Annotated in this window: 15 protein-coding genes; 4 read left to right on the plus strand and 11 right to left on the minus strand. The window is 53.4% G+C overall.

The window, feature by feature from the left end:
• Positions 1-73 precede the first annotated feature (73 nt).
• The 4 genes from SH287x_RS09895 to queA form a co-directional block, all read right to left on the minus strand.
• Positions 74-1,420 (minus strand): efflux RND transporter periplasmic adaptor subunit, encoded by a 1,347-nt coding sequence (locus SH287x_RS09895; protein WP_479518551.1) that lies wholly within the window; start codon positions 1,418-1,420, stop codon positions 74-76.
• Complete coding sequence (locus tag SH287x_RS09900) at positions 1,417-4,629, minus strand: efflux RND transporter permease subunit (protein WP_479518552.1); 3,213 nt, start codon at positions 4,627-4,629, stop codon at positions 1,417-1,419. The genes SH287x_RS09895 and SH287x_RS09900 overlap by 4 nt, the downstream gene beginning before the upstream one ends.
• 227 nt (positions 4,630-4,856) lie before the next feature.
• The gene (locus SH287x_RS09905) at positions 4,857-5,537 is read right to left on the minus strand and encodes a GntR family transcriptional regulator (protein WP_479518553.1); all 681 of its coding nucleotides are present in this window, start codon (positions 5,535-5,537) and stop codon (positions 4,857-4,859) included.
• Between the two features lie 295 nt (positions 5,538-5,832).
• Positions 5,833-7,008 (minus strand): tRNA preQ1(34) S-adenosylmethionine ribosyltransferase-isomerase QueA, encoded by a 1,176-nt coding sequence (gene queA, locus SH287x_RS09910; RefSeq protein WP_479518555.1) that lies wholly within the window; start codon positions 7,006-7,008, stop codon positions 5,833-5,835.
• A 203-nt stretch (positions 7,009-7,211) separates the two neighbouring features.
• Here queA and SH287x_RS09915 point away from each other — a divergent pair, with 203 nt between their 5' ends.
• Both SH287x_RS09915 and SH287x_RS09920 read left to right on the plus strand, forming a co-directional pair.
• A complete protein-coding gene (locus SH287x_RS09915; protein ID WP_479518556.1) occupies positions 7,212-8,330 on the plus strand; it encodes a glycosyltransferase in 1,119 nt (372 codons plus the stop codon).
• Between the two features lie 220 nt (positions 8,331-8,550).
• Positions 8,551-9,021 carry a division/cell wall cluster transcriptional repressor MraZ gene (locus tag SH287x_RS09920; RefSeq protein WP_479518557.1) on the plus strand — a complete coding sequence of 157 codons (471 nt, stop codon included), beginning with the start codon at positions 8,551-8,553 and terminating at the stop codon, positions 9,019-9,021.
• Between the two features lie 904 nt (positions 9,022-9,925).
• Here the strand turns inward: SH287x_RS09920 and SH287x_RS09925 are convergent.
• The 3 genes from SH287x_RS09925 to SH287x_RS09935 all read right to left on the minus strand — a co-directional run bounded on the left by SH287x_RS09925 (position 9,926) and on the right by SH287x_RS09935 (position 13,368).
• Entirely contained in the window at positions 9,926-11,884 is a 1,959-nt protein-coding gene (locus SH287x_RS09925) for a sulfatase-like hydrolase/transferase (protein WP_479518558.1), read from the minus strand.
• 80 nt (positions 11,885-11,964) lie between these two features.
• Complete coding sequence (locus SH287x_RS09930; protein ID WP_479518559.1) at positions 11,965-12,831, minus strand: NAD(+)/NADH kinase; 867 nt, start codon at positions 12,829-12,831, stop codon at positions 11,965-11,967.
• Between the two features lie 159 nt (positions 12,832-12,990).
• Entirely contained in the window at positions 12,991-13,368 is a 378-nt protein-coding gene (locus SH287x_RS09935) for a hypothetical protein (RefSeq protein ID WP_479518560.1), read from the minus strand.
• A 405-nt stretch (positions 13,369-13,773) separates the two neighbouring features.
• On the opposite strand from SH287x_RS09935, the gene SH287x_RS09940 reads away from it, so the two are divergent.
• Entirely contained in the window at positions 13,774-15,087 is a 1,314-nt protein-coding gene (locus SH287x_RS09940; protein WP_479518561.1) for a site-2 protease family protein, read from the plus strand.
• Between the two features lie 53 nt (positions 15,088-15,140).
• On the opposite strand, the gene SH287x_RS09945 is transcribed toward SH287x_RS09940, so the two are convergent.
• From SH287x_RS09945 to SH287x_RS09960, 4 genes are all read right to left on the minus strand, one after another.
• Positions 15,141-15,683 carry a type 1 glutamine amidotransferase domain-containing protein gene (locus SH287x_RS09945; protein WP_479518562.1) on the minus strand — a complete coding sequence of 181 codons (543 nt, stop codon included), beginning with the start codon at positions 15,681-15,683 and terminating at the stop codon, positions 15,141-15,143.
• Positions 15,684-15,745: 62 nt separating this feature from the next.
• Positions 15,746-16,291, minus strand: a complete 546-nt coding sequence (gene rfbC, locus SH287x_RS09950; protein WP_479518563.1) for a dTDP-4-dehydrorhamnose 3,5-epimerase — start codon at positions 16,289-16,291, stop codon at positions 15,746-15,748.
• 311 nt (positions 16,292-16,602) lie between these two features.
• Positions 16,603-17,214, minus strand: coding sequence for an SIS domain-containing protein (locus tag SH287x_RS09955; RefSeq protein ID WP_479518565.1), 612 nt, complete (start codon positions 17,212-17,214; stop codon positions 16,603-16,605).
• 450 nt (positions 17,215-17,664) lie between these two features.
• On the minus strand, positions 17,665-19,146 hold the full coding sequence (locus SH287x_RS09960) for an ammonium transporter (RefSeq protein ID WP_479518566.1): 1,482 nt from the start codon (positions 19,144-19,146) through the stop codon (positions 17,665-17,667).
• 909 nt (positions 19,147-20,055) lie between these two features.
• Here SH287x_RS09960 and SH287x_RS09965 point away from each other — a divergent pair.
• Positions 20,056-21,504: a Gfo/Idh/MocA family protein gene (locus SH287x_RS09965; RefSeq protein ID WP_479518567.1), complete on the plus strand. Its 1,449-nt coding sequence runs from the start codon at positions 20,056-20,058 to the stop codon at positions 21,502-21,504.
• Positions 21,505-21,668 lie beyond the last annotated feature (164 nt).

Genomic DNA, 21,668 nt, shown 5'->3' on the forward strand with positions numbered 1-21,668 from the left:
TTCCGCGCCTTCCTGGCGCTGGGAGTGTTGTGATCGCTTCTCGTCAGAGGGTCAAGACGAATTGTGTGATTGGCTAATGGCGAGCGGCGGCGGTTTTGGTTTGGTTATTGGTTTCCGGCGTGTCGATGGTGACAATTTGTCCCTCTTTGAGCCGGTCGCCGGGATTGACCACAATTTGATCGGTCTGGCTCAATCCCGAGGCAATTCCCAGGCTGGTGCCGTAATCGCCATCGACTTCAACATCGCGCAGATGAACCCGGTTTTCAGGATCAACCACAGCGACTTTAGTTCCTTCACTATTAAAGATCAGGGCTGATGCAGGGATCATCTGGGGTGGATTATCGCGTTTCGCAGTCATGCGAGCCTGAACATATGATCCAGAAAGCAAGAGACCGTCAGGATTGGCGACCTGAATTTCGGTTCGCAATGTCCGTGTCTGCAAATCGATCGACTTCGCAGTACGCGTAATCTTCCCGGGGAAGCTGTGGCCTGGCATCTCCCGGACAACGAGTTCTGCGGACTGCTCTGGCTGAATGCTGGGGGCATAGATCTGTGGAACATGCACAATGACACGGACAATATCCAGCCGGGAAAGGCGAAAGAGTGACTGAGCCAGATCGTTCCCGGAGGTTACTAACTGACCTAACTCAATCGTGCGATCAGTGATTGTCCCGGCAAAGGGAGCATAGACCTTCGAGAACGACTGTAGCTCAGTAATTCTCTGGACTTCAGCGGCACCGGCCTGAATATCGGCCTCGGCGACCTTTACCGTATAGTCAGCAACTTCCACCTCAGTCTGTCGTTCTTCCAGATCCTGCTGAGTCCGGATGCCGGGAGGGAGGGCCAGAATGCGATCCAGATTGAGCTTAGCCAGCTTAAGGCGGGTTTCAGCGACTTTTTTACGGGCCTTTAACTGCTCCAGATTGGCCATGGCCTGTCGCAATTGCTGGTCGATTTCCGGCGAATCAATCTCAGCCAGCAACTGCCCCTGCACCACATCATCGCCAATATCGACGAACCATTTCTTCAGATAGCCGCTGGTTCGGGGATAGATGGTCGTTTCTTCAATCGCCTCGATATCGGCAGGCAAAAGGAGTTTTGTCTCATTAGCCCCTGCTTTCGGATAAGTCACCTGGACTCGGGGGAGCATCTTCCGGACTTCATGGGCCTCGTGCTCCAATGCCAATGTCTGGTGCATGCGCGGCATCCAACCGCCGTAGAACATTCCCGAGGCAATGGCGAGCAGTACCACAACGATCAATATCGGTTGCCACCAGCGCAATTTACTGACCGGACGAACCCCGATGTCGTCGTGATCAATACTTGACTCGCCATGGCTTTCGCCTGCGTGCTGGAGACCGTTCTGCGGGAATTCGGAATGTTCCGAATGAGTTGTCATGGGGGAAGGTGTATTACTCATCCGATCATCGCTTCTTCCAGAGCACTCAGCTCCATTGCAGGAATTGTACACCGTCGCCTTAACAGGCTGTAAACAACAGGGACAATGAACAGCGTGGCTATGGTTGCCATCAACAAGCCGCCAATCACAGCCCGTCCGAGCGGAGCATTCTGTTCGCCCCCTTCTCCAATCCCCAGGGACATGGGAAGCATGCCCAGGATCATCGCACAGGCGGTCATGATGACGGGGCGCAGGCGAGTGACGCCGGCCGTCCAGGCGGCATCCTGGGCATTCATGCCATCTTTTCGTAAGTCGTTAGCAAATGTCACCAGGAGAATGGAATTCGCTGTCGCGACCCCGATACACATGATGGCACCCATCAATGACGGAACATTGACTGTGGTCTGCGTTAAGAACAAGGCCCAGATGATTCCGCACAACGCACCGGGTAGTGCCATGAGAATGATCAAAGGGTCTGTCCAGGATTGGAAATTGACCACCATCAGGAGGTAGACCAGCATCACGGCAAAGATCAGACCATACTGCAACCCCTGAAACGAGGAGTTCATGCTCTCGACCTGACCACGAACAGAAATGGAGGTCCCTCGCGGGAGCGTCTTCCGGATCTCTTTCAAGACATCTTCAATCGCAGAAGACGCTCTTCCCAAGTCAGTCCCTTGCACGCTGGCCAGCACATCGAAACTGAGAGCAATATTATAGTGCGTGACATTTGTAGGGCCGAAGCCACGTTCAATATCGGCAATGTTTCCGAGCAGTTGTGTGTGATCGGCGTCGTGTTCTCCCGTGACGGGAATGTTTTTGAGCGAGGCAATCGTGTCGATTTTTCGCTGGGGCGTCTGGACTGCCAGCGGATATTGCACACCCGATTTAGGATCGAGCCAGAAGTTCGGTGCTGCCTGACCACTGGAACTGAGCGAGATCAACACATCACTGGCCAATGTTCGCTGCGACAAACCCATCTGGCTCATCAGCACCCGGTCAGAATTGATATTTAACTCAGGTGTCAGTGGCACCTGATGCACATGCGCATCAACGATCCCCGGAATCCCTGCAATACGGTCACGGATCTTGTTTGCAATCTCGTAGTTCTCTTTGTAATTGCGGCGTGGCCCGACAATTTGAATATCAATAGGAGCGGCAATACCAAAGTTTAAAACCTGAGTGACGATGTCAGGTGGTTTAAAATAGAAGGTCAAATCAGGAAATTTGCGACTTAATTCTTCTCGAAGCTTCTTTATGTATCCGGCGGTCGGGCCATGATGATGTTGAAGAGAGATCAGCATTTCCCCGTCAGCGGCTGACATTAACGAACCATCGCTTAACGCCAGGTTGATCCCGCTATTGGGGATCCCCATGTTGTCAATCACGGAGAGCAGCTCATGCTGGGGGATGATTTCACGAACGACGGTGTCGACTTGAGAGAAATATCTTTCAGTCTCTTCAATCCGAGTTCCGGCAGGAGCACGGATATGGAGACGGATTTGCCCGGAATCAACCGAGGGGAAGAAGTCCTGCCCGATCATGGGGAACAATGACATGGTAAAGAGAGCGAACCCTGAGAACATAACCAGAACAAATACCCGCTGTGTCAGCACCCATGAAAGAGCGTGGCCGTAGAGATTGCGAGCGGAATGAAAGACACGATTAAAGGAGGTATGAATTCGCCAGATGACGCCTTGTGATTGAGCGGCAAATTTCTGGGCAGCAGCCCCTTCACCACCATAGAGTGCCACCTCGGCCTTCAGAAAATAATTCACCATCGTTGGCACCAGCGTGCGGCTCAGTAAATAGCTGGTCATCATCGCAAACACGACGGAGAGAGCCAGAGGGATAAATAGCGACTTGGCAGCGCCTGTAATAAATGCGACGGGGATAAAGACGATACAAATACATAAAGTCGCAACGAACGCGGGGGTCGCGATCTGCTGAGCGCCATCAAGAATGGCTGGCACCAGTCGCTTTCCCATGTGGAGATTACGGTGAATGTTTTCAATCTCGACGGTGGCGTCATCGACTAGAATCCCTACCGCCAGGGCCATCCCTCCCAGCGTCATGATATTCATCGTATGGCCAAGGGCGTCCAGAATGATGATCGCCACCAGGATCGATAACGGAATTGAGATCACCACGATCAGCGTACTGCGCCATGACCCGAGAAAGAGAAGAATCATCAGGCCGGTTAAGCCTGCGGCAATCACGGCTTCGACAACCACACCATGAATGGCACCGCGGACGAAGACCGATTGATCGGCCAGCAGCGTGGCTCGCAATGTTTCCGGGAGAGTGGCCATCACGCCTGGGAGTCGTGATTTGACGCCATCCACAATCGAGAGCGTTGACGCCCCTGATTTCAACACCGGTTGAAGCACACCTCGTTGTCCATCGACACGCACGATATTTGTCTGTGGAGAAGAACCGTCTCGTACATTGGCGACATCGCGGATACGAATGGTGCGGCTTCCCACCGATCGGATGGGCAGGTCACCAATTTCCTCGACCACGGTGGGGCTGCTGTTGAGCCGGATTGAATATTCCTGATCACCGATTTTGGCGGTGCCTGTAGGAATAATCAGGTTCTGAAGGTTGATAGCTTCTGAAACATCCGCAGCGGAGAGGTTCCAGGCCTGGAGTTTTTCCGGGTCAATATCGACCATGATCTGGCGCACACGCCCGCCATAAGGATAAGGGATCTGCGCCCCGGGAACGACGGCCATGCCAGGTCTTAAACCTGTGGTGGCATAGTCAAACAACTGCTGTTCAGAAAGAACCTCGCTTCCCAGTGAGACCTGCACAATCGGCACGTTGGCCGCGTTGTATCTCATGACCAATGGCGGGAAAATTCCTGCTGGCATGCTGCGCAAGACCTGTTGCGAAGTGGCCACGGTCTGTGCAATGGCGCTGTCGATATTTGCGCCAGGTTGCAGAAAGATTTTCACCACCGCGATGCCATTGAGCGACTGGCTTTCTGTGTGCTCAATCCCGTTCACGGTGGAGACGAGAACGCGTTCGAAGTTGCCGACAACCCGCTGTTCCATTTCATCGGGCGTCATTCCGGAATATGTCCAGATGACGGCCACGACGGGAATATCAATCTCTGGAAAAATATCCGTGGGCATTCGCGCCACCGTCACGGTTCCCATGATGGCAATCAAAATTGCCATCACGACGAAGGTATAGGGCCGGCGGAGGGCCAGACGGACAATCCACATAAGTCGCGACTTTCAGCGGGCGAGAAAACTGAGGCGGGAGAAACTCAGGCAAGTTGATTTTCAAACAGAAGGCATTGGCATCGGGCGAGAGTCCTACACGTGCTATTCACGTGATCTATCAGTCAATCTCTCCCAAATTGGCCTGTTTCATCAAAGTTGATCGGGCCAGATGTTAATGATGACGTCATCGCCTCTGGAGTTGGGAAGGCATGGCATTATCACCTCAGTCACTCATTCTTCCTCAACGTCCCCGGTGGATCTTGAGGAGCGTCATTACAAGTTTTCCAAAGACTGGTTAAACCATGAGAATGGTCTCGTAACAAAAGCCCTGCCGTCTGGCCATCTCCCGCATTGAGCGCATTCAGAATGTCCTCATGGACTTGAATACGGCTGACGAGGTCTGCGGGAGAAGAACGAGCGACGCTTAAACCAATTCGCGTTTCAAACGAAAGTGCTTCCCACGATTGCAGCAACATCCGGTTGTCAGCCGCTTCAACAATCCAGCGGTGAAACTTGATGTTTTCTGCGGCATATGACTTTCCGTCTCCCGCATGGGCACCGGCAGCAATCCCCTCGAGTGCTTCCTGCAATCCGCTGACATTGCCTTGCACGCGCGGAGCAGCCAGTTCTGCGGCCAATTGTTCAAGGACACCACGAACCAGGTAGGCTTCGGCCATTTCGCGGGGGCTGACTTCTCGGACTCGTGTTCCACGGTAACGGCTCGATTCGACGAGCCGCATGGCTTCCAACTCGCGAAACGCTTCGCGGACAGGAGTCTGGCTGGTGTCAAACTCTTTGGCGATCTGGAGTTCAACAAGCCGCTCTCCGGGCGGAAGTTTTCCGCTGTAGATCTGCTCCATGAGCGTATGGCGAATCCGATCACTCATGCACCGCCGACCAGTTTCCATGCTTGCCAATCATTTCCAGTAAACTATAAGCCCGACGAAGACATATTATCGATAATATAATGGCAATCAATCCCCGATATTCAAATTCACAGGAATTTCCGCCAACACAGACGAGTGCCGTGTCACGGCTTTGTCTTAGGGTTTCATGCGTTGTAACATCCTCCGTTGTCGGACTTTACAACCTGCTCAACCCTACTTTTAAGCATTTGACAATGCACGAGTGAATCCACCTGCTTCGTTGATTGAAGTCGGGGATTTTGGCCGAAAATCGCAATCTGAAAAGCGAGATTGGCCTTTAGAGAATCAACATGCAGTCGCCGTAGCTGAGAAAGCGATACTGGCGATCTCTGGCTTCCTGATAGGCTTGCATCACCAGATCATGACCTGCCAAAGCGCAGACTAGCATGAGCAAAGTGGACTTGGGGACATGAAAGTTCGTCAGCAATCCATCGAGTTGCAGGAAGGCATATGGCGGGCGGATAAAAAGATCTGTCGAGCCTTGCCAGGGAGTATCTGCAGCAGCCCACTTCGCAGCCGACTCCAGTGTTCGAGCCGAAGTTGTTCCCACGGCCAGGATGCGGCCCCCTGCTGAACGGCTGGTCTTCATGGCTGATGCTACAGATTCAGGCAGTTCACACACCTCGGTATGCATGAGATGCTCTTCCAGACGTTCGCAGTTCACTGGCCGGAATGTTCCCATCCCGACATGGAGCGTGACTTCGGCAAAGTTAGCCCCCTGTTGCTCGCACCTTGACCTCAAGTCTGGAGTGAAATGCAGTCCGGCGGTGGGGGCAGCGACGGAACCTTCCGGGCCGGAAAAGATTGTCTGGTATCGCACGCGATCATCCGCCGCTTCTGTGGCTCGATGGATATAAGGGGGTAAAGGGACAGAGCCATAATGATCCAATAACTCCCAGGGGCTTTGAGGTAACGAAGGACGAACGTGCCAGACGCCCCCTTCCCCTCGGGAGATCAGATGTAATTCGAGCGGTTGTGATTCCGGTGGTGGCGTTTCGTTGGCAAGTTCGTGCGAGGAATTTTCGGTTGATTCTGATCGTGACGGAGCGGGAATCGTCAAAGACTCCCCGGCTTCCAGGCGGCCACGTGTCTGGCCAATCACGTTCCATTCACCGCTTTCTGTTAGCCCGAGAAACAGGCCTTCCCATTGGCCGCCCGTGGCGGTTCGGACACCTTGCAATCTGGCTCGCACGACCCGGCTGTTGTTGACCACCAACAGATCATTGGGTCGCAAAAAGGAGGGCAATTCTCGTACGAATGTATGCTCGATCCGGCCCGTTGCCCGGTGGATCACCAGCATGCGGGAAGCATCCCGTGTTTCCAGAGGATGCTGTGCAATCAGTTCGGGGGGGAGTTCATAGTCGTATGCCGATAATAAATCGAGGTTCGGCAATTCAAGTTTTGGTGCGGGAATCATCACGGCTCCAGTATTCCTGGGAAGCTCGTCGATCATTCACGCTTCCCGATGGAGAAATGCTACATTCCCTGAGCCATTCTGTCTGGTGTTGAGACCCGGGGCTTAGCGATGGCTGCCGTGATCGTGCCAAAATCACCCGGGAAGAGGCCTCTCCCTGCTCGTCACGGGAGAGGGTTCAAGCCATACCAGAGATTAGTGATTTCAAACGAGACACAACAAAGCCCGCCAGAGACCGGTGAATGACTGCTGCCATTAAGCCCCGGATTCTGATGGTCATTACAGAACTCGACAGAGGGGGTGCCGAGCAGCAATTTGTGCAACTGGCGCTGGGGCTATTTGCCCGTGGTTATCAAGTGTTTGTCGTGTGCCTGGGGCCGCGTGCGGAACTTTGTGCTCCCCTGGAATCGGCTGGCATCCCTGTCACCTGCCTCAATGCCCAAGGAAGTTTTTCAGCTCCCCGCGTGCTCTGGAAGTTATGGAGGGTCATCCGCACCATCCGCCCTGACCTGATGCAGACGTTCCTGTTTCATGCCAATCTTCTTGGGCGCGTGGCAGGATTTTTCGGTGGGGTACGCCACATGGCGTGCGGTCTTCGTGTTGCGGAAAAGCAGGCGAAGTGGCATGGCACACTCGAATGGCTGACAGCGCCGCTCGTTAGTCGCTGGGTCTGTGTCAGTGAAGGAGTCAGGCGGCATGCTGAAATCGTCTGGAAGCTCCCGGCTGAACGACTGGTGGTGATTCCCAACGGTCTCGATATCAACTTCTGGAAAGAGGGAACGCCGCTGGATCGGCAAAGTCTGGGACTCCCTCTCGACGCACAGATTCTTCTCACTGTCGGGCGACTGGAGCACCAGAAGGGGATTGATCTTCTGCTCAATGCCTTTGAGATCGTCAGTGAAGCTCATCCTCATGCCTATCTGTTGATTGCGGGTGATGGCCCGCAACGATCCCAGTTAGAAGCTCAGAAAAATGCACTTCGCTCAGGTGCTGATCGGGTTCGTTTTCTGGGACGACGAAACGACGTTAGGTCACTCCTTGCGACCTGTGATCTGTTTGTGCTCGCGTCACGCTGGGAGGGGATGCCCAACGCCTTGATGGAGGCAATGGCAGCCGGTCGGCCGTGCGTCTCGACATCTGTCGAAGGGGCCGCAGAATTGCTTGGCGAAGGTGGAACTGGCTGGCTGGTTCCGGGAGAAGATGCTGCCTCTCTGGCGACCACTTTAGAGTCGGCTCTGGCGATGCCCGAGTCGTGGTACACCCGAGGAAAAACGGCGCAACAGCATATCTCAAATAGCTTTACAAATGAAATCGCTTTAGAAAACTACGTTAAGCTCTATCTCAGCCTGCTGGCAGAATGAATTGCACGAGCTAAAAGGGCTGTGAAAGAAAACTTTTTTTCGTTTCCCAATCGCTGATGGCATAACGAGCTACGGCAAACTCTTTGCGGTTGACGCTGTTCCCGCGCTCAGATGAACTTGCACGACCACGGCAGATTGATATTCTGCGGGGACTTTGTGGGGCAAAGTGGGAAGGAATGGAGAGCAAAATCGTTCTCGTCTCACTTGCCCAGAATGACGCATGACGGATGGCTTAAGCACCATGCCTTTAACGGGTACTTACTTGCGAACTCTCGATGAGAAGCAGCGGGTGGCCCTTCCCAAGCGTCTTCGGGAGGACTTTGGCAACCACGAACTGAAACATATGTATATCGCCCCAGGGACCAACAAGTCACTGGTCATTTACAGTCCGGAAGGGTTCAATCGTGTCGCTGAGGCCATGATTCGGCGTGAGTCAGCTCCTGCGGATCGGGCTTATCAGCGTCTGTTTTATGCTTCGGCAGAGCGCGTTGAACTGGATGGTCAGGGAAGAATGAGGATTTCTGATCGTTTGAGTCAATATGCCGGGCTGGCGCATGAAATCTATTTGCTGGGAGTGAACGATCACGCTGAGATGTGGGATCGAAAACTCTGGGAGGATTTTTTAAGCACTTTTTCGCCACAGTTTGATCACCTGGCCGGACAGGAACTGACTGCCCGGACAGCGGTTTAAGGAATCATGGTCTTTCATCGGATCACGGTCTTCGTTGAAGAAGTTGTGTCTTGTTGAAAAGTTTGGAGTTATTGAGGGTTCTTCCCGCTGGCTTTCCGGGCTTCGCGGATTTCTTGCCGGTGAATGGATTCCCGGCAATCGCGCCCGCTCTACTGAATCATTAACGTTGTTGATGTCCGGTGAGCGTGCCTACCTTTCGCTTCAGAATGTGGCAGGACGTCACAGGAAGCGGGAGGGCGCTGATAGAACTGAACGCTGATCGAGGGTGGCAGCCCACGATCAGCGTTCTTTTTTTGGCATGATCATTGAGGCTATGGTTGGCATCAGCATAAAATATGGCAAGTGCGATGCAATCCCTTGGTGGCTCAGTATTTGATAATTAACCACGGATCACACGGAGGCCACGGATCGGAAAAGACAAAGAGCCTGTGTGTCATGCTTGCAACAGCTTTGGGTCAAGCAGTTTTATGAATCATCTCTCAACGCACCGTTGATTTGTGGAAGCAGATGACCACTGGCAACGTACTCCCCCTCATCCGGCCTGCGGCCACCTTCTCCCTCAGGGAGAAGGGTAAAGATGCATCCGAGGAGAGTCTCAGCCATCTTGCTTTTTGACATGAAAATCAGAGCGTGGGCTTCCGGCGCGGCCCGGAAGCCCACGCAAACGACCGCACCCAGGGGGGTGGCGAGTCGCTCTTTCTTTACGATCTTAAACCGGAAAACCGGGATCTGAATCGTTAACGTCTTGCTCGGTACATGCAGCTTAGTGCGTAGGGAATTCCCGTCAAAGGAATTACCCGCGTGGTCTGCCTGTTCTTGCAAGCTTTCTGTCAATGACGTGAAAGAACAACAAGCATGAGGCTCTTTTGATGCTCGATTTACGACACGTTGTCGCAGATAGGCATCATTTGTTTTCCGGAACTAACTCAAGTGCTCGGAAATCACCGACAGCCACGCCCGGTTTCGTCAAAGCCTTGAGCGAGAGTTCATGGCGTCCCGCTGCCGGAATGTCGAGGAATCCGATCTCTCGCCAGATAAAGTTCTGGAAATGGCCTGTGTCTTCAACAGTAAACTCCACGACGGACTCACCCAATTGAGCGGCAACTTTCGCCCCGCCGCTCCCTTTGCCGCAGCCCTGGAAAACTCGCAACTTGTATCGGCCGGGTGTCGTCACGGTTACCGGGAAGGTGACATAGTCATCCTGGAGCACCCAGAAACCGACGGTCTGCTTATGCGGGAGAGGTTCATACCGCAATTGCCGGCCATGAACCTGAGCCGTTCTTGCAGGAATAGAAATCACATTCGATTTCTCGTCAGGGGGATTAGGGACATAGCCTGCAAAGGATGTCATTTCCTGAGCATTGACGCTCTGTTTCCAGTCCTTGAACTGTTTGGCAAATGTCTCGACACGCTGCGGATCATCGACCGCCAGATTGCGGCTTTCACTGGCATCTTTGACGACATTAAAGAGTTCACGTCGGCCTGTGGCGTAATTTTCCACATACTTCCATTCTCCCGAACGAATCGCTCCCCCGGGAAAGCCGCCTTGATTGGCATAATGAGGATAGTGCCAGTACAAGCTGCGCTGGCCAAGTTCGGGATTAACTGCCAGTGAGGAATCTTTCCAGACTTTCGAGAGATCTTTTCCATCAAGCGGGTTCTCCGTTTGATGATTGACCGAGATACCGGCGAGTGATGCCAGTGACGGCAAAAGATCAACGGTCGACATAGGCAGATCAGATGTCTGGTCGGCACGAATCACCGAGGGGTATTTCACCATTAAAGGAACCCGAATTCCACCTTCATAGAGCCACCCTTTCCCCTCACGTAGCGGGGCATTAATCGTTGCGGGAGTTTTAGGCCCTTCCACCGTTGCAAGACCACCGTTATCCGATGTAAAGAGAACGATTGTGTTCTCGGTCAGACCTCGCTCGTCCAAAGCTTTCAACACCGAGCCAACGGCCAGATCCAGATGATAGAGCATGGCGGCATAGGTTTCGTTTCGCACCACGCCTGCGGGCTTTTTCCCTTCAAATCGCGCGACGGTCTCTTGGGGCGCATTCATTGGCGTATGCACCGCGTAATGAGGTAAATAAAGAAAGAAAGGACGCTCAGCGCTTTGCTTCTGAATGAACTTCACGGCCTGATCTGCCAGAAGATCCGTCAGATAGGCACCTTCAGGAGCCTCTTCCAAGCCGGGAATTCCTCCGGCTGGCTTGGTCGGTGCGGTGGTCTCATTTTTTTTGCCAGAAAATGGCGCGTACCAGCGACTGGGCGATCCTCGTCCGCTGCCGGCGATTTGTGATTGAAAGCCGTGCTCTAATGGACTTGAGCCTTGCCCGCCCAGATGCCATTTGCCAATGCTGCATGTGGCGTATCCCTGGTCGGAGAGAATTTCTGCCAGCGTGATGGTTTTTGTGTCCAGCGATTGCCGGAATTTGGGGATCGCCAGGGCTTGAGCAGGGCTGTTCCCTCGTCCGGGAAGCCAATCGGTTAAATGGAGGCGCGCTGGATATTGCCCCGTTAACAGTGCGGCTCGTGTGGGTGAACAGACCGGGCAGGCGGCATAGGCATGAGTGCAACGAATCCCCTCTTTCGCCAAAGCATCCAGCGCAGGGGTCTGATGATAAGGATTCCCATAGCAGCCCAGATCAGCCCAGCCCAGGTCATCCGCCAGAATGACCACGATATTCGGCAGAGGCTTTTCTTTTGATGCTTTCGATGACCCGGCCGCCTGATTTGCAGACTGATTCGCTGTGGGAGTCCCTGTGGGATTCGCTGTGGCCGCCATGGCCAGTTCGCCATGAAAAACTTGGCACACCGCCCACAAGGCGGCGGCAAGGAGCATTCGTGATGGAAGCATGATGCCAGTCTCAAGAGGTCATGTTGTCAGTGCAAAAACGATAGAATCGCAGGGGATCAGTTCTCATCGTGCCTGGTCTTCTATTGGTCGCGATGATTAAACCTGGCCTGCCCGCCCCACCCCAATTTGCGGTGTAACGTCGTGTAATAGCTGCAATTGTTGAGCCTGACCATGCGGCAGGAAACATCAGCTTTCCGGATCTGCACAATGTCGCCCGGAAGGAGCGGTTCGCGGATCTGGCCATCAATCACCAGGGTGGCTCCTTCGGGAATTTCGGGAACCCTCATTTCATAGACACACTCGGCACTATCAACGAGCGGGCGATTACTTAAGGTATGCGGGCTGATCGGTGTGACAACAAACGCCTGGAGATTCTGTTTCAGAATCGGGCCACCTGCTGCCAGGCTATGGGCAGTGGAACCGACCGGCGTACTGACAATCAATCCGTCGCAGCGATAAGTCGTGACGGATTCGTTGTCGATGACCAGTTCGATATCCAGCAGACGGAGTGAAGCCCCCGCCTGTATCGAAACTTCATTCAGTCCCAACGAAACCAACTGCTCACGATGGTTTCGAATCAGCCGGCAATGAAACATCAAGTGATCAATCATCTGGTACCGACGATGAGCGATCTCTTGAAACGATTCCATGAATTCTTTGGGCGTTAAATCGGCCAGGAACCCCAGTCGACCAAGATGAATCCCTAACATGGGGCGTTGCGTCAGTCCCATGGTCCGGCAGGTTCGCAGAATCGAGCCATCGCCACCCACGACTGCCACAATTTGCGGTTCATGCTTCCATTGATCACAGTCGGTGACATCATGAACCCCAGCCAGCTTCAAGTCAGGCTGTGCCTCGAGAAACGCAACGAGTTCCTGCTTGATCGCAGCGACCTCGGGATGAAAATCCCGAAAGACAAGTCCGAGCACCAAAGGCTCTGATGACATGGTGATTCCCAGTCGTTGAATTCAAGGTCAACATGGCAGTGGTACGACCACTCTGTCCTGACAGGTTATTGAACTCGTCCGCAGGCTCGCTGGCCTGCTCATCACCCACTGCTTAATCTGTCAAATCAGAATTGAAGCTCCACGAGAAGCGGGCGATGCTTATTCCTGGCCTTCGTGTGTCTGTTCAACTTTGGGATAGCCCGTCCATGCCAGAGGTTTGGCAGCCATGGCGGTTTCCCCTTTTTCCAGCATTCCCAAGACCTGTTGAACGGTCATGTTCGTGCTGATCTCCCGCTTTAAGCGTTGCAGAATTTGCGGTGTCACGAGGTGTGCCCCCGGGCCAACTTCCCCTTCGATGAACGCCCGCTTCTGGTCATAAACGGCCCAGAAAAGTGTGCGTGACATGGTCTTGGCCCCATCACGACATTTCACAGCCGCTCCGCCCTTTCCACGCTGTCCATTGACCCGGTAAAGGTCTTTGCGTTCAAAGATGATGGCAATGACGTTCCAGTCCTTAGACCCGAACAATCCGAACATGTGGCCCCTTTCGCGGAAGTCGATCAATACCAAGCGGCTGGCAGTGTCTCTGGATGAAAACTTTTGCACGCCAAAGCTTGTGAATTTCGCCTCTGAGTTCACGGTTCTACCGATCCGCGGCACCATTCGCCAGACTGTACGCAGAGTGAGATTTTTCCAAACGTCCTATCCGCTCAGATGGCCAGAGCTGGAAACATGGCAAGACCACACGCTTTTAAATTCAGATCGACTCTCTCTGGTCTTTGCTCCTTCATGAAAACACCACAAGTGTCCGCCTGACAACTGCTCATGTCGTCTTCAAGGAATCAATGCAGGGCTTCTGTGATAAATAAGGTTTTGAGAAGGTCGATCAAGTGAGTCAATTTTCAATTGGCTCATCGCCTGTTGGCTACTACGATGAGAGGCATGAAGGATTATCACGACAAGCCTCATTCTGGAGCAACGCCGCAGGATGACCAATGGGTCGATCCTCTGAGTTCCCATACGGAAGAGCGAAGCTGGTTCGGATTTCGGCGTCGCCCGGCCAATCGTGGACTGTCCCCTGCTGAACTTTCCCAGGCTGAACTTCCTCAGACTGATCTTCACCAGACGACGAACAGGGCTTCCGGTCAACAGTTGCCGGCCTTGACCAGTTCCCGACAGGATCTGTCACGTGGGCGTGAGCGCAAAGCCGTTGTGCGCGCACCACTTCCTGGAGAACTGTTAAGGTCGCAGGTGCCGGTCTCCTCACGCGGGGTTGAAGCTGGAAGGTTGCAGTCCTTACGAGATCAACAAGTTGAACTCACCGACACGGACTTTCTTGAATATGAAGAAAACTCAGCTGAGCGGGTTGTTGAGACGGCTGAGTCGAAGGCTTTGCGAGAAGAAGCTGAAAATGAAGCCGCGAACCTGAGGATGCGAAAGTGGGCCATCTGGCTCTTTTTCATGACCTGCATCACCACTTTTATCTCTGGCCTGGGAACGGGTGGGATTGGACAACCCCCCAATCAGCTTTTAAGGGATGGTGTGACCTATGCGGCTTGCGTCATGGCGATCTTATGTGCCCATGAATTTGGTCATTTTCTCCAATCACGCCGACATGGCCTTCCGGGCTATTACCCGTTGTTCATTCCTTTTCCGTTTGGCATTTTCGGGACATTGGGGGCGACCATTGTTCCTAATCAGAAAAAGCTCTCCCGTTCGGCCATTCTGGATATTGCCACCACTGGGCCGCTGTTTGGGTTACTGGTCGCTTTGCCAATCGCTTTGTACGGAGCGGCGACATCGATTCCTTTTCCGATGAATGCTCAACCGGGCCTGTCTTTAAGTGATCCACCGATTCTTCGCTGGATGATTCTGCTCACTCATCCTCAACTTGGCCCCAATGATGATGTCCTCATCAACCCGGCCTTGCTGGCCGGCTGGTTTGGGATTTACTGGACGGCACTCAATCTTGTTCCCATCGGGCAACTTGATGGTGGGCAGATCATGACGGCGCTGATTGGTCGTAAAGCGGAAGCTGTCAGTAAACTGACGATCGTCATCGCTGTGATCTGGATGTTTTATTCGCTTGACCTGACGTTCAGCACCATGCTGGGATTGATGGCATTTATGGGAATCCGCAGTACTCCCATGAAAGACGAAGAGGTGGCCCCTGACCTGCGCCGCCGCATTCTGGGAGTGCTTGTCCTGATGTTTCTTTTCATCGGTTTCACGCCCATCCCCTTCAGAATGCTCTGACAGGGAACCAGGAGTGGGGTTTGACCGTGTGAAACGATACGGAAGAGCGACACTTACCCAAGCATCTCACCACGAGCCGTTTTGCTCAGCACTTCGAGGCAGCCCATGGCAAACGCGGGCAGGTCATCTGGCTTGCGGCTGCTGACAAAATTGCGATCAATCACAACTTCCTGATCCAGAAAGAGTGCTCCGGCATTTTCCAGATCATCTTTGATGCCTAATGAGCCTGTGGTTTTCACGTTGCGGTAAATTCCCGCAGAAATTGGCATCCACCCGCCATGACAAATCGCAGCGACCAGCTTCCCTGCGCTGGCGAATTCCTGAAGAAGTTGCTTCACATGGGGATCACGGCGGATCTTGTCGGGCATCCAACCGCCGGGGCAAATCACGCCCGCATAATCTTCGGACTTCTGCCCTTTGATGGTCGCATCGGATTGACAGGGATAGCCATGCTTGCCCTTGTAAACCACATTCGCTTCCAAGCCGGCACACACCACTTGATAACCGGCTTCGATCAATCGCAGTTTGGGATACCAGACTTCGAGATCTTCGTACTCGTCGCCGATGAACATTAAAATTGCTTGGGGGTGGCTCATCTTCAGTTCCTCTGGTTGCGGAGGCCAATCTGGGGCGTATATCTGGGGGCGTCTGTCAGTTACTACGCGAAGGTCTCGACTTCAGACAGGGGCTTTCCCTGCTGATCCTTTGGAGAAAGGATGGGCAAGCCTTCGAGCGGCCATTCGATATTGACCGCGGGATCACTCCAGAGCAAGCATCTCTCGGATTGTGGCTGGTAGTAATCCGTGCATTTATAGAAAACATCGGCTACATCAGAGATCACATAAAAACCGTGAGCAAAACCCACGGGAATATAAAGCTGATGATGGTTTTCGTCATTGAGCCGATGGGCCGTCCATTTGCCGAAGGTGGGTGATGAACAGCGTAGATCGACGGCAACATCCAGAATTTCGCCCCGGATGACCTGCACCAGTTTGGCCTGAACCTGCTCGATCTGGAAATGAAGCCCCCGGAGTGTTCCACGAGTTGATCGCGAGACATTGTCTTGAACGAAGGGGCCTCCGATGCCCATGGCTGCATATCGTTCCTGTTGGTGCGATTCAAAAAAGAAGCCGCGCGCGTCCCCGAAGAGACGCGGCTCGATCTTTAACACATCTGGTAATTTTGCGTCAGGAATGACATTCATCGGGCAGCCCGTGACTGAGAGACTGTCTGAAAACGCCCAAATTCTTTTCCCTCAGAGGGAGAAGATGGCCGAGGGCCGGATCAGGAGATTGGTCTTGGCTTTGGTAACATTGATTGTTCATCGGCCCCCCTCACCCCAGCTTTCTCATCCCGGGCCTCTCCCACGAAGGAAGAGGGAGCCTGACCGGACAGGCTCTCAATGTAGTGTCGATGGGGGAGAGACGATGAATTGGTGCATTTCGTCGGAACTTCATGCACCCTACCTGGCTGGTAATTTTGCGTCAGGAATGACATTCATCGGGCAGCCCGTGATTAACTTTTTTGGTAACGGCCAATCTGGTTAATCCGCCCGTGGATATCATTGAGAATCCAGTGGAAGAGAATGAGGTGCATGCATTCCACGATTCCCATGTCATCCAGAGGAATGTGCAGGTTTTTCTGGCCCAGCGTCTGCAGCTTACCGCCACCGTAACCGGTGATTCCCCAGGTGACCATCTTTTTACGGTTAGCCCACTCGACGGCATTGAGAATATTGGGGCTGTTGCCGCTACCACTGATGGCGATCAGGACGTCGCCCGGTGACGCAAGATTCTTGAGTTGCTCGACGAAGACTCGGTCAAAGCCTTCATCATTGCCCCAGGCCAGGATGTAAGGGGTATTGTCCGTCAGCGAAAGAACTTTGAGACGCTTGCGATCATCGTTGGTGAAGTCTTTGCGATCGAGTGTGCTCTTACCGAGGTCTTCGCAAAAGTGCGAGCTGTTCGAGCCACTGCCACCGTTACCGCAGATAAAGACAAACTTGCCATTCTCATAGGCGGAATAGATATCATCCGCCAGCCGTTCGGTTTGAGAGAGGTCAAGAGTCTTGAAGACTTGAGCACATCGTTCGAGATAATCAGGCAACGTCAGATGGGCGCCGAGCATGAGGTTCCCTGGCTGCAATGAGGTATTTCAGGCGTTCCTGAGTGGGACGCCACTTAACGCCAACGATACCACTCGCAGAAAATCTTCACCAGTTCGGTTCACAGGTTGTCTGATCTTGTTCGGCTTCAGCCTGTGGGGACGAGTTTCAAAAAAGGAAAACGGCTGCGAATCCCCGGAGGAATTTGCAGCCGTTGGTTTGCCATGTGAGCAGTGATGTTCGGGTAACACAAACGCCCAAAGGATGGACAGTTCGCGTTTTCGATCACCCCGCGCTTCCGTGCGAAAAAGGCTCTGGCAGAAATGGGAAACCGCGTCTTGCGGCATCCCGGTTCAAGTGAACGCACTTCAGAAGGCAGTGGATTGTTAACATTCGGAAGAGGGACTGAGCATGCAGTGACGTCCATTAACAGGAGTCTTCATTGCCCAGCCCTCACCGGATTGTACGACAAATTACTGGTTCTGGATCACGAAGCTGTGGTAAGCCTCGTTGCCGTGTTCGCCATGATCGAGACCTTCGATTTCCTCTTCAGGAGTCACTCGCAGGCCAATGGTGAACTTGAGGATCAGCCAGAGAACGGCAGAGGTTACAACCACGTATGCTGCCACCGAGACGATACCGATCAACTGACACTTGAGTTGATCAATACCACCACCATAGAACAGGCCGCCGGTCATGCCTGGAGCACGGGACAGATATTCGGGTTTGGCGAACAGGCCAATGGCCAATGTTCCCCAGATCCCATTCACGAGGTGAACCGAAGTGGCACCGACAGGATCGTCAACCTTCACGCGGTCGAAGGCGATCACGGAGAAGACGACGAGCACACCGCCAATGGCGCCAATGATTGCAGCAGCATCGGCTGACACGAAGGCACATGGAGCGGTAATGGCAACCAGACCGGCCAGACATCCGTTGAGGGTCATCCCCAGGTCAGGCTTGCCGAGGAGCAACCAGGCTGTGATTGTGGAAGTCAGGATACCAGCAGCAGCAGCAATGTTGGTGGTAATGGCGATTTCTGCGACGAGTGAAGGATCGCCCATGCCCATGGTGCTACCAGGATTGAAGCCGAACCAGCCCAGCCACAGGATCATGACGCCGATGAAAGCGATGGGAAGGCTGTGACCTGGAATCGCAGTCAGCTTGCCTTCAGAGGTGTATTTGCCCAGGCGTGGCCCGAGGATAATGGCCCCTGTCAGAGCGGCCCAACCACCCACCGAGTGAACCGTGGTCGAACCGGCAAAGTCCCAGAAGTTCATTTTTGCAGCCAACCAGCCACCACCCCAGATCCAGTGACCGGTGATGGGATAGATCGCAATTGTCATCACGAACACGAAGATGATGAATGTGTGGTACTTAATACGCTCGGCAACGGCACCTGAAACGATCGTGGCAGCAGTTCCAGCGAATACCAGTTGGAAGAAGAACTTGGCCCAGAGTGGCACGCCTGACCAGGCGATGGAGCCGTAAGCTCCCTTGTAGTCATCACCAGTTGCAGGGCTATTGTCAGCACCGCTCACCATCCAGAGACCTTCGGTGCCGGCATATTCGGTGCCGCTTCCAAACATCAGTCCCCAGCCGATAAACCAGAACGCCATTGTCGCCACAGCGAACACAATGAAGTTCTTGCTGATGATGTTCACCGCGTTTTTCGCACGGCACATGCCCGCTTCAACACAACCGAAGCCAGCATTCATGAAGAAGACCAGGAAACCGGCCACAAGCACCCAAAGTGTGTCGAGTCCAACGGTCAGTTTTGCCAAAGTTTCATTGACGACCGTAGCAGGATCTTTCGGAGCTTCCTCGGTCGGGGTAGCCGCCGGTGTTTCAACCGCTGCGGGCGGAGTTTCCTGAGCAAAACTTTGCCCCGGAGCTAACAGGCTGAATGCCGTCAGCAAAAGTGTGAGTCCCAGGAGCGCCACGGAACGCGTCATTTACTATCCCCTCGTTGGAATAAGACTACTTGAGCTTCAAGTGACCACCTGAATTGGCGATTACAAGAAACCACGAACTTGACTCCGGACGGACAGCGAAAGCGCATGCCGCCGACTGCGCGTCAAATAAGCAATGACTGTGCCTTGAAACGCGGAGTGGTTTCAAAAAAATGATTTACGATCCCGCAATTTTTGCCGCTGCAACCGCGCAGATCACCTAAACTGATAATTCCCAACGAATACACGCTTTCAGTTGCGTGTCATTGCGGCATTCCTGCTTAATCAATTCGCAGATGGAAATTTGTGACCGACTGAAATTTCACCATCTCGAACAAGTGATTCGCCTAAAAAAAATGCGAACCTGCATTGCAATTAAGCATTGAAGTCTTGTTCACGTGGGAGTCACTCGCAGCAGGCCGTTGCGTCCTGATCTCCTGGTTACCAGCGGTTTGCTGAACTCAGGGGACATGTCGCCGCGTCGCATCTCAGTCAAGAGGATGAAATTCAGTCAAAAGGCAGAAATGAGGTCTTATTTCGGGATCTCGGTGCGGCACTCATACAGCGACCACCAAGAGCCAATCACTTCCCTGCGACCTTCTTCCCTGCCACCTTCTTCTCTGTAAGGCAGCGGTTGGCAGCTTTGACCAGATTTTTCAGGAACTTTGCCCCGATATTTTGGCATGGGTGCAGAATCGATTGCTGGCAGCGGGATGAGAAACGTACACTTAAACGCATTCTGATCTGATCTGTTGATTGATCAACACTGTGACCAACATCCACCCAGTGATTGAGAAGGCAAGTCAGACTGGATGAAGAAAGCCCCGGACTGGCAAGTGTCGGCGGTCAGCCCGTCGGCACGAAACAAAGCCAGACTTCTTAGAGATTGACCGCCCAGAAAAGGATTCGCCGATGACTTTGAATCGCCGCAGGTTCCTGGAAGATAGTTTGGCCCTGGGGGCCATCACTTCGTTGCCACTCGGATCGGTGCTGGCTCAGTCGCCTAGTGCGGAGAAGTCGAGTGGTGACAAGATCAATGTCTGCGTTGTCGGGGTCAATGGCCGCGGCGGCGAACATATTCGCGGTTTCAGCAACAATCCTGACTCAGTGGTCTATGCGATTGTCGATGTTGATCAGCGGATTGGTGAAGCCAAAGCCGCTTTAATCGAAAAGGAATACAAGCATCGCCCCAAGGTCTATACCGACCTGCGAGAGGCCTTCGCTGACAAAAATGTTGACGTGGTGAGCATTGCAACGCCTAACCACTGGCACTCACTGGCAGCGATCTGGGCGATTCAAGCCGGGAAAGATGTCTACGTTGAAAAGCCCGTGAGCCACAATGTGGTCGAAGGCCGCCGGTTGGTGGAAGCCGCCCGCAAGTACAACAAAATTGTTCAATGTGGAACGCAAAGCCGCTCGAATCCGGGGATGCGGGAAGCGATTAAGTACATTCATGATGGCCATCTGGGTGAAGTCAAACTGGCGCGGGGGTTGTGCTATAAGCCCCGCAAGTCGATTGGCCCGAAGAGCAATTACGAGCCGCCATCGACCGTCAACTTTGATCTCTGGATGGGGCCGGCTCAGCTTGCTCCTGTGACTCGCAAGCAGTTCCACTACGACTGGCACTGGCAGTGGGATTATGGCAACGGCGACTTGGGGAACCAGGGAATCCACCAGATGGATATCGCTCGCTGGGCACTCAATGAGAACTCCATCGGTGACGGCGTGATGAGCTACGGTGGACGTTATGGCTATGAAGATGCTGGTGAAACGGCCAATACGCAGGTCTGCTTCCATCAGTTCGGTGACAAGCGATTGATTTTTGAAGTGCGTGGCCTGCCAACCGAGGGGTTAATGGGGGCCAAGGTGGGTGTCATTGTCTATGGTAGCGAAGCCGACATGGTCATCCCCAGCTACAGCAGCGCGACGGTTTACTCCAAGGACGGCAAGGAGATCAAGCAGTTCAAGGGTGGAGGCGACCAGAACCACTACAACAATTTCATCGAGGCGTATAAAGCCCGCGATATCTCTAAGCTCAACGGCGAGATTCTTGAAGGACACCTATCAAGCGCCCTCTGCCATGTTGGCAACATTTCGTATCGCTTAGGTTCACTCAAGAGCCTGGATGCTCTGGAAAAGGAACTGGCAGGAGATGCTGTTGGCCTGGAAACAACCAAGCGGTTTGCAGAACATCTGCGGGCTAATGAGGTTGACCTGACCGGTGATAAAATCCGGGTGGGGCCAAATCTCAAGATTCTGCCCAATGAGACATTTACTGGCCCCATGGCTGAACAGGCCAATGCCATGCTGACTCGCGACTACCGTGCTCCTTACCTGCTGCCGACGACAGAAAATCTGTAATCGTTCGAGCCTCTGTAATCGTGCGAGCCACTGTGAGACACCATCACCGGAGGGAATAGCCCGCGTTCAGGCTCTTTCCTTCGGTTGATGGCGCACAATGAATGGTGTTTAAACATACTTAATGCAATGACCCTGCGACGTCATACGTCGCAGGGTCATTTCGT

The sequence above is a fragment of the Planctopirus sp. SH287 genome (assembly GCF_056500625.1).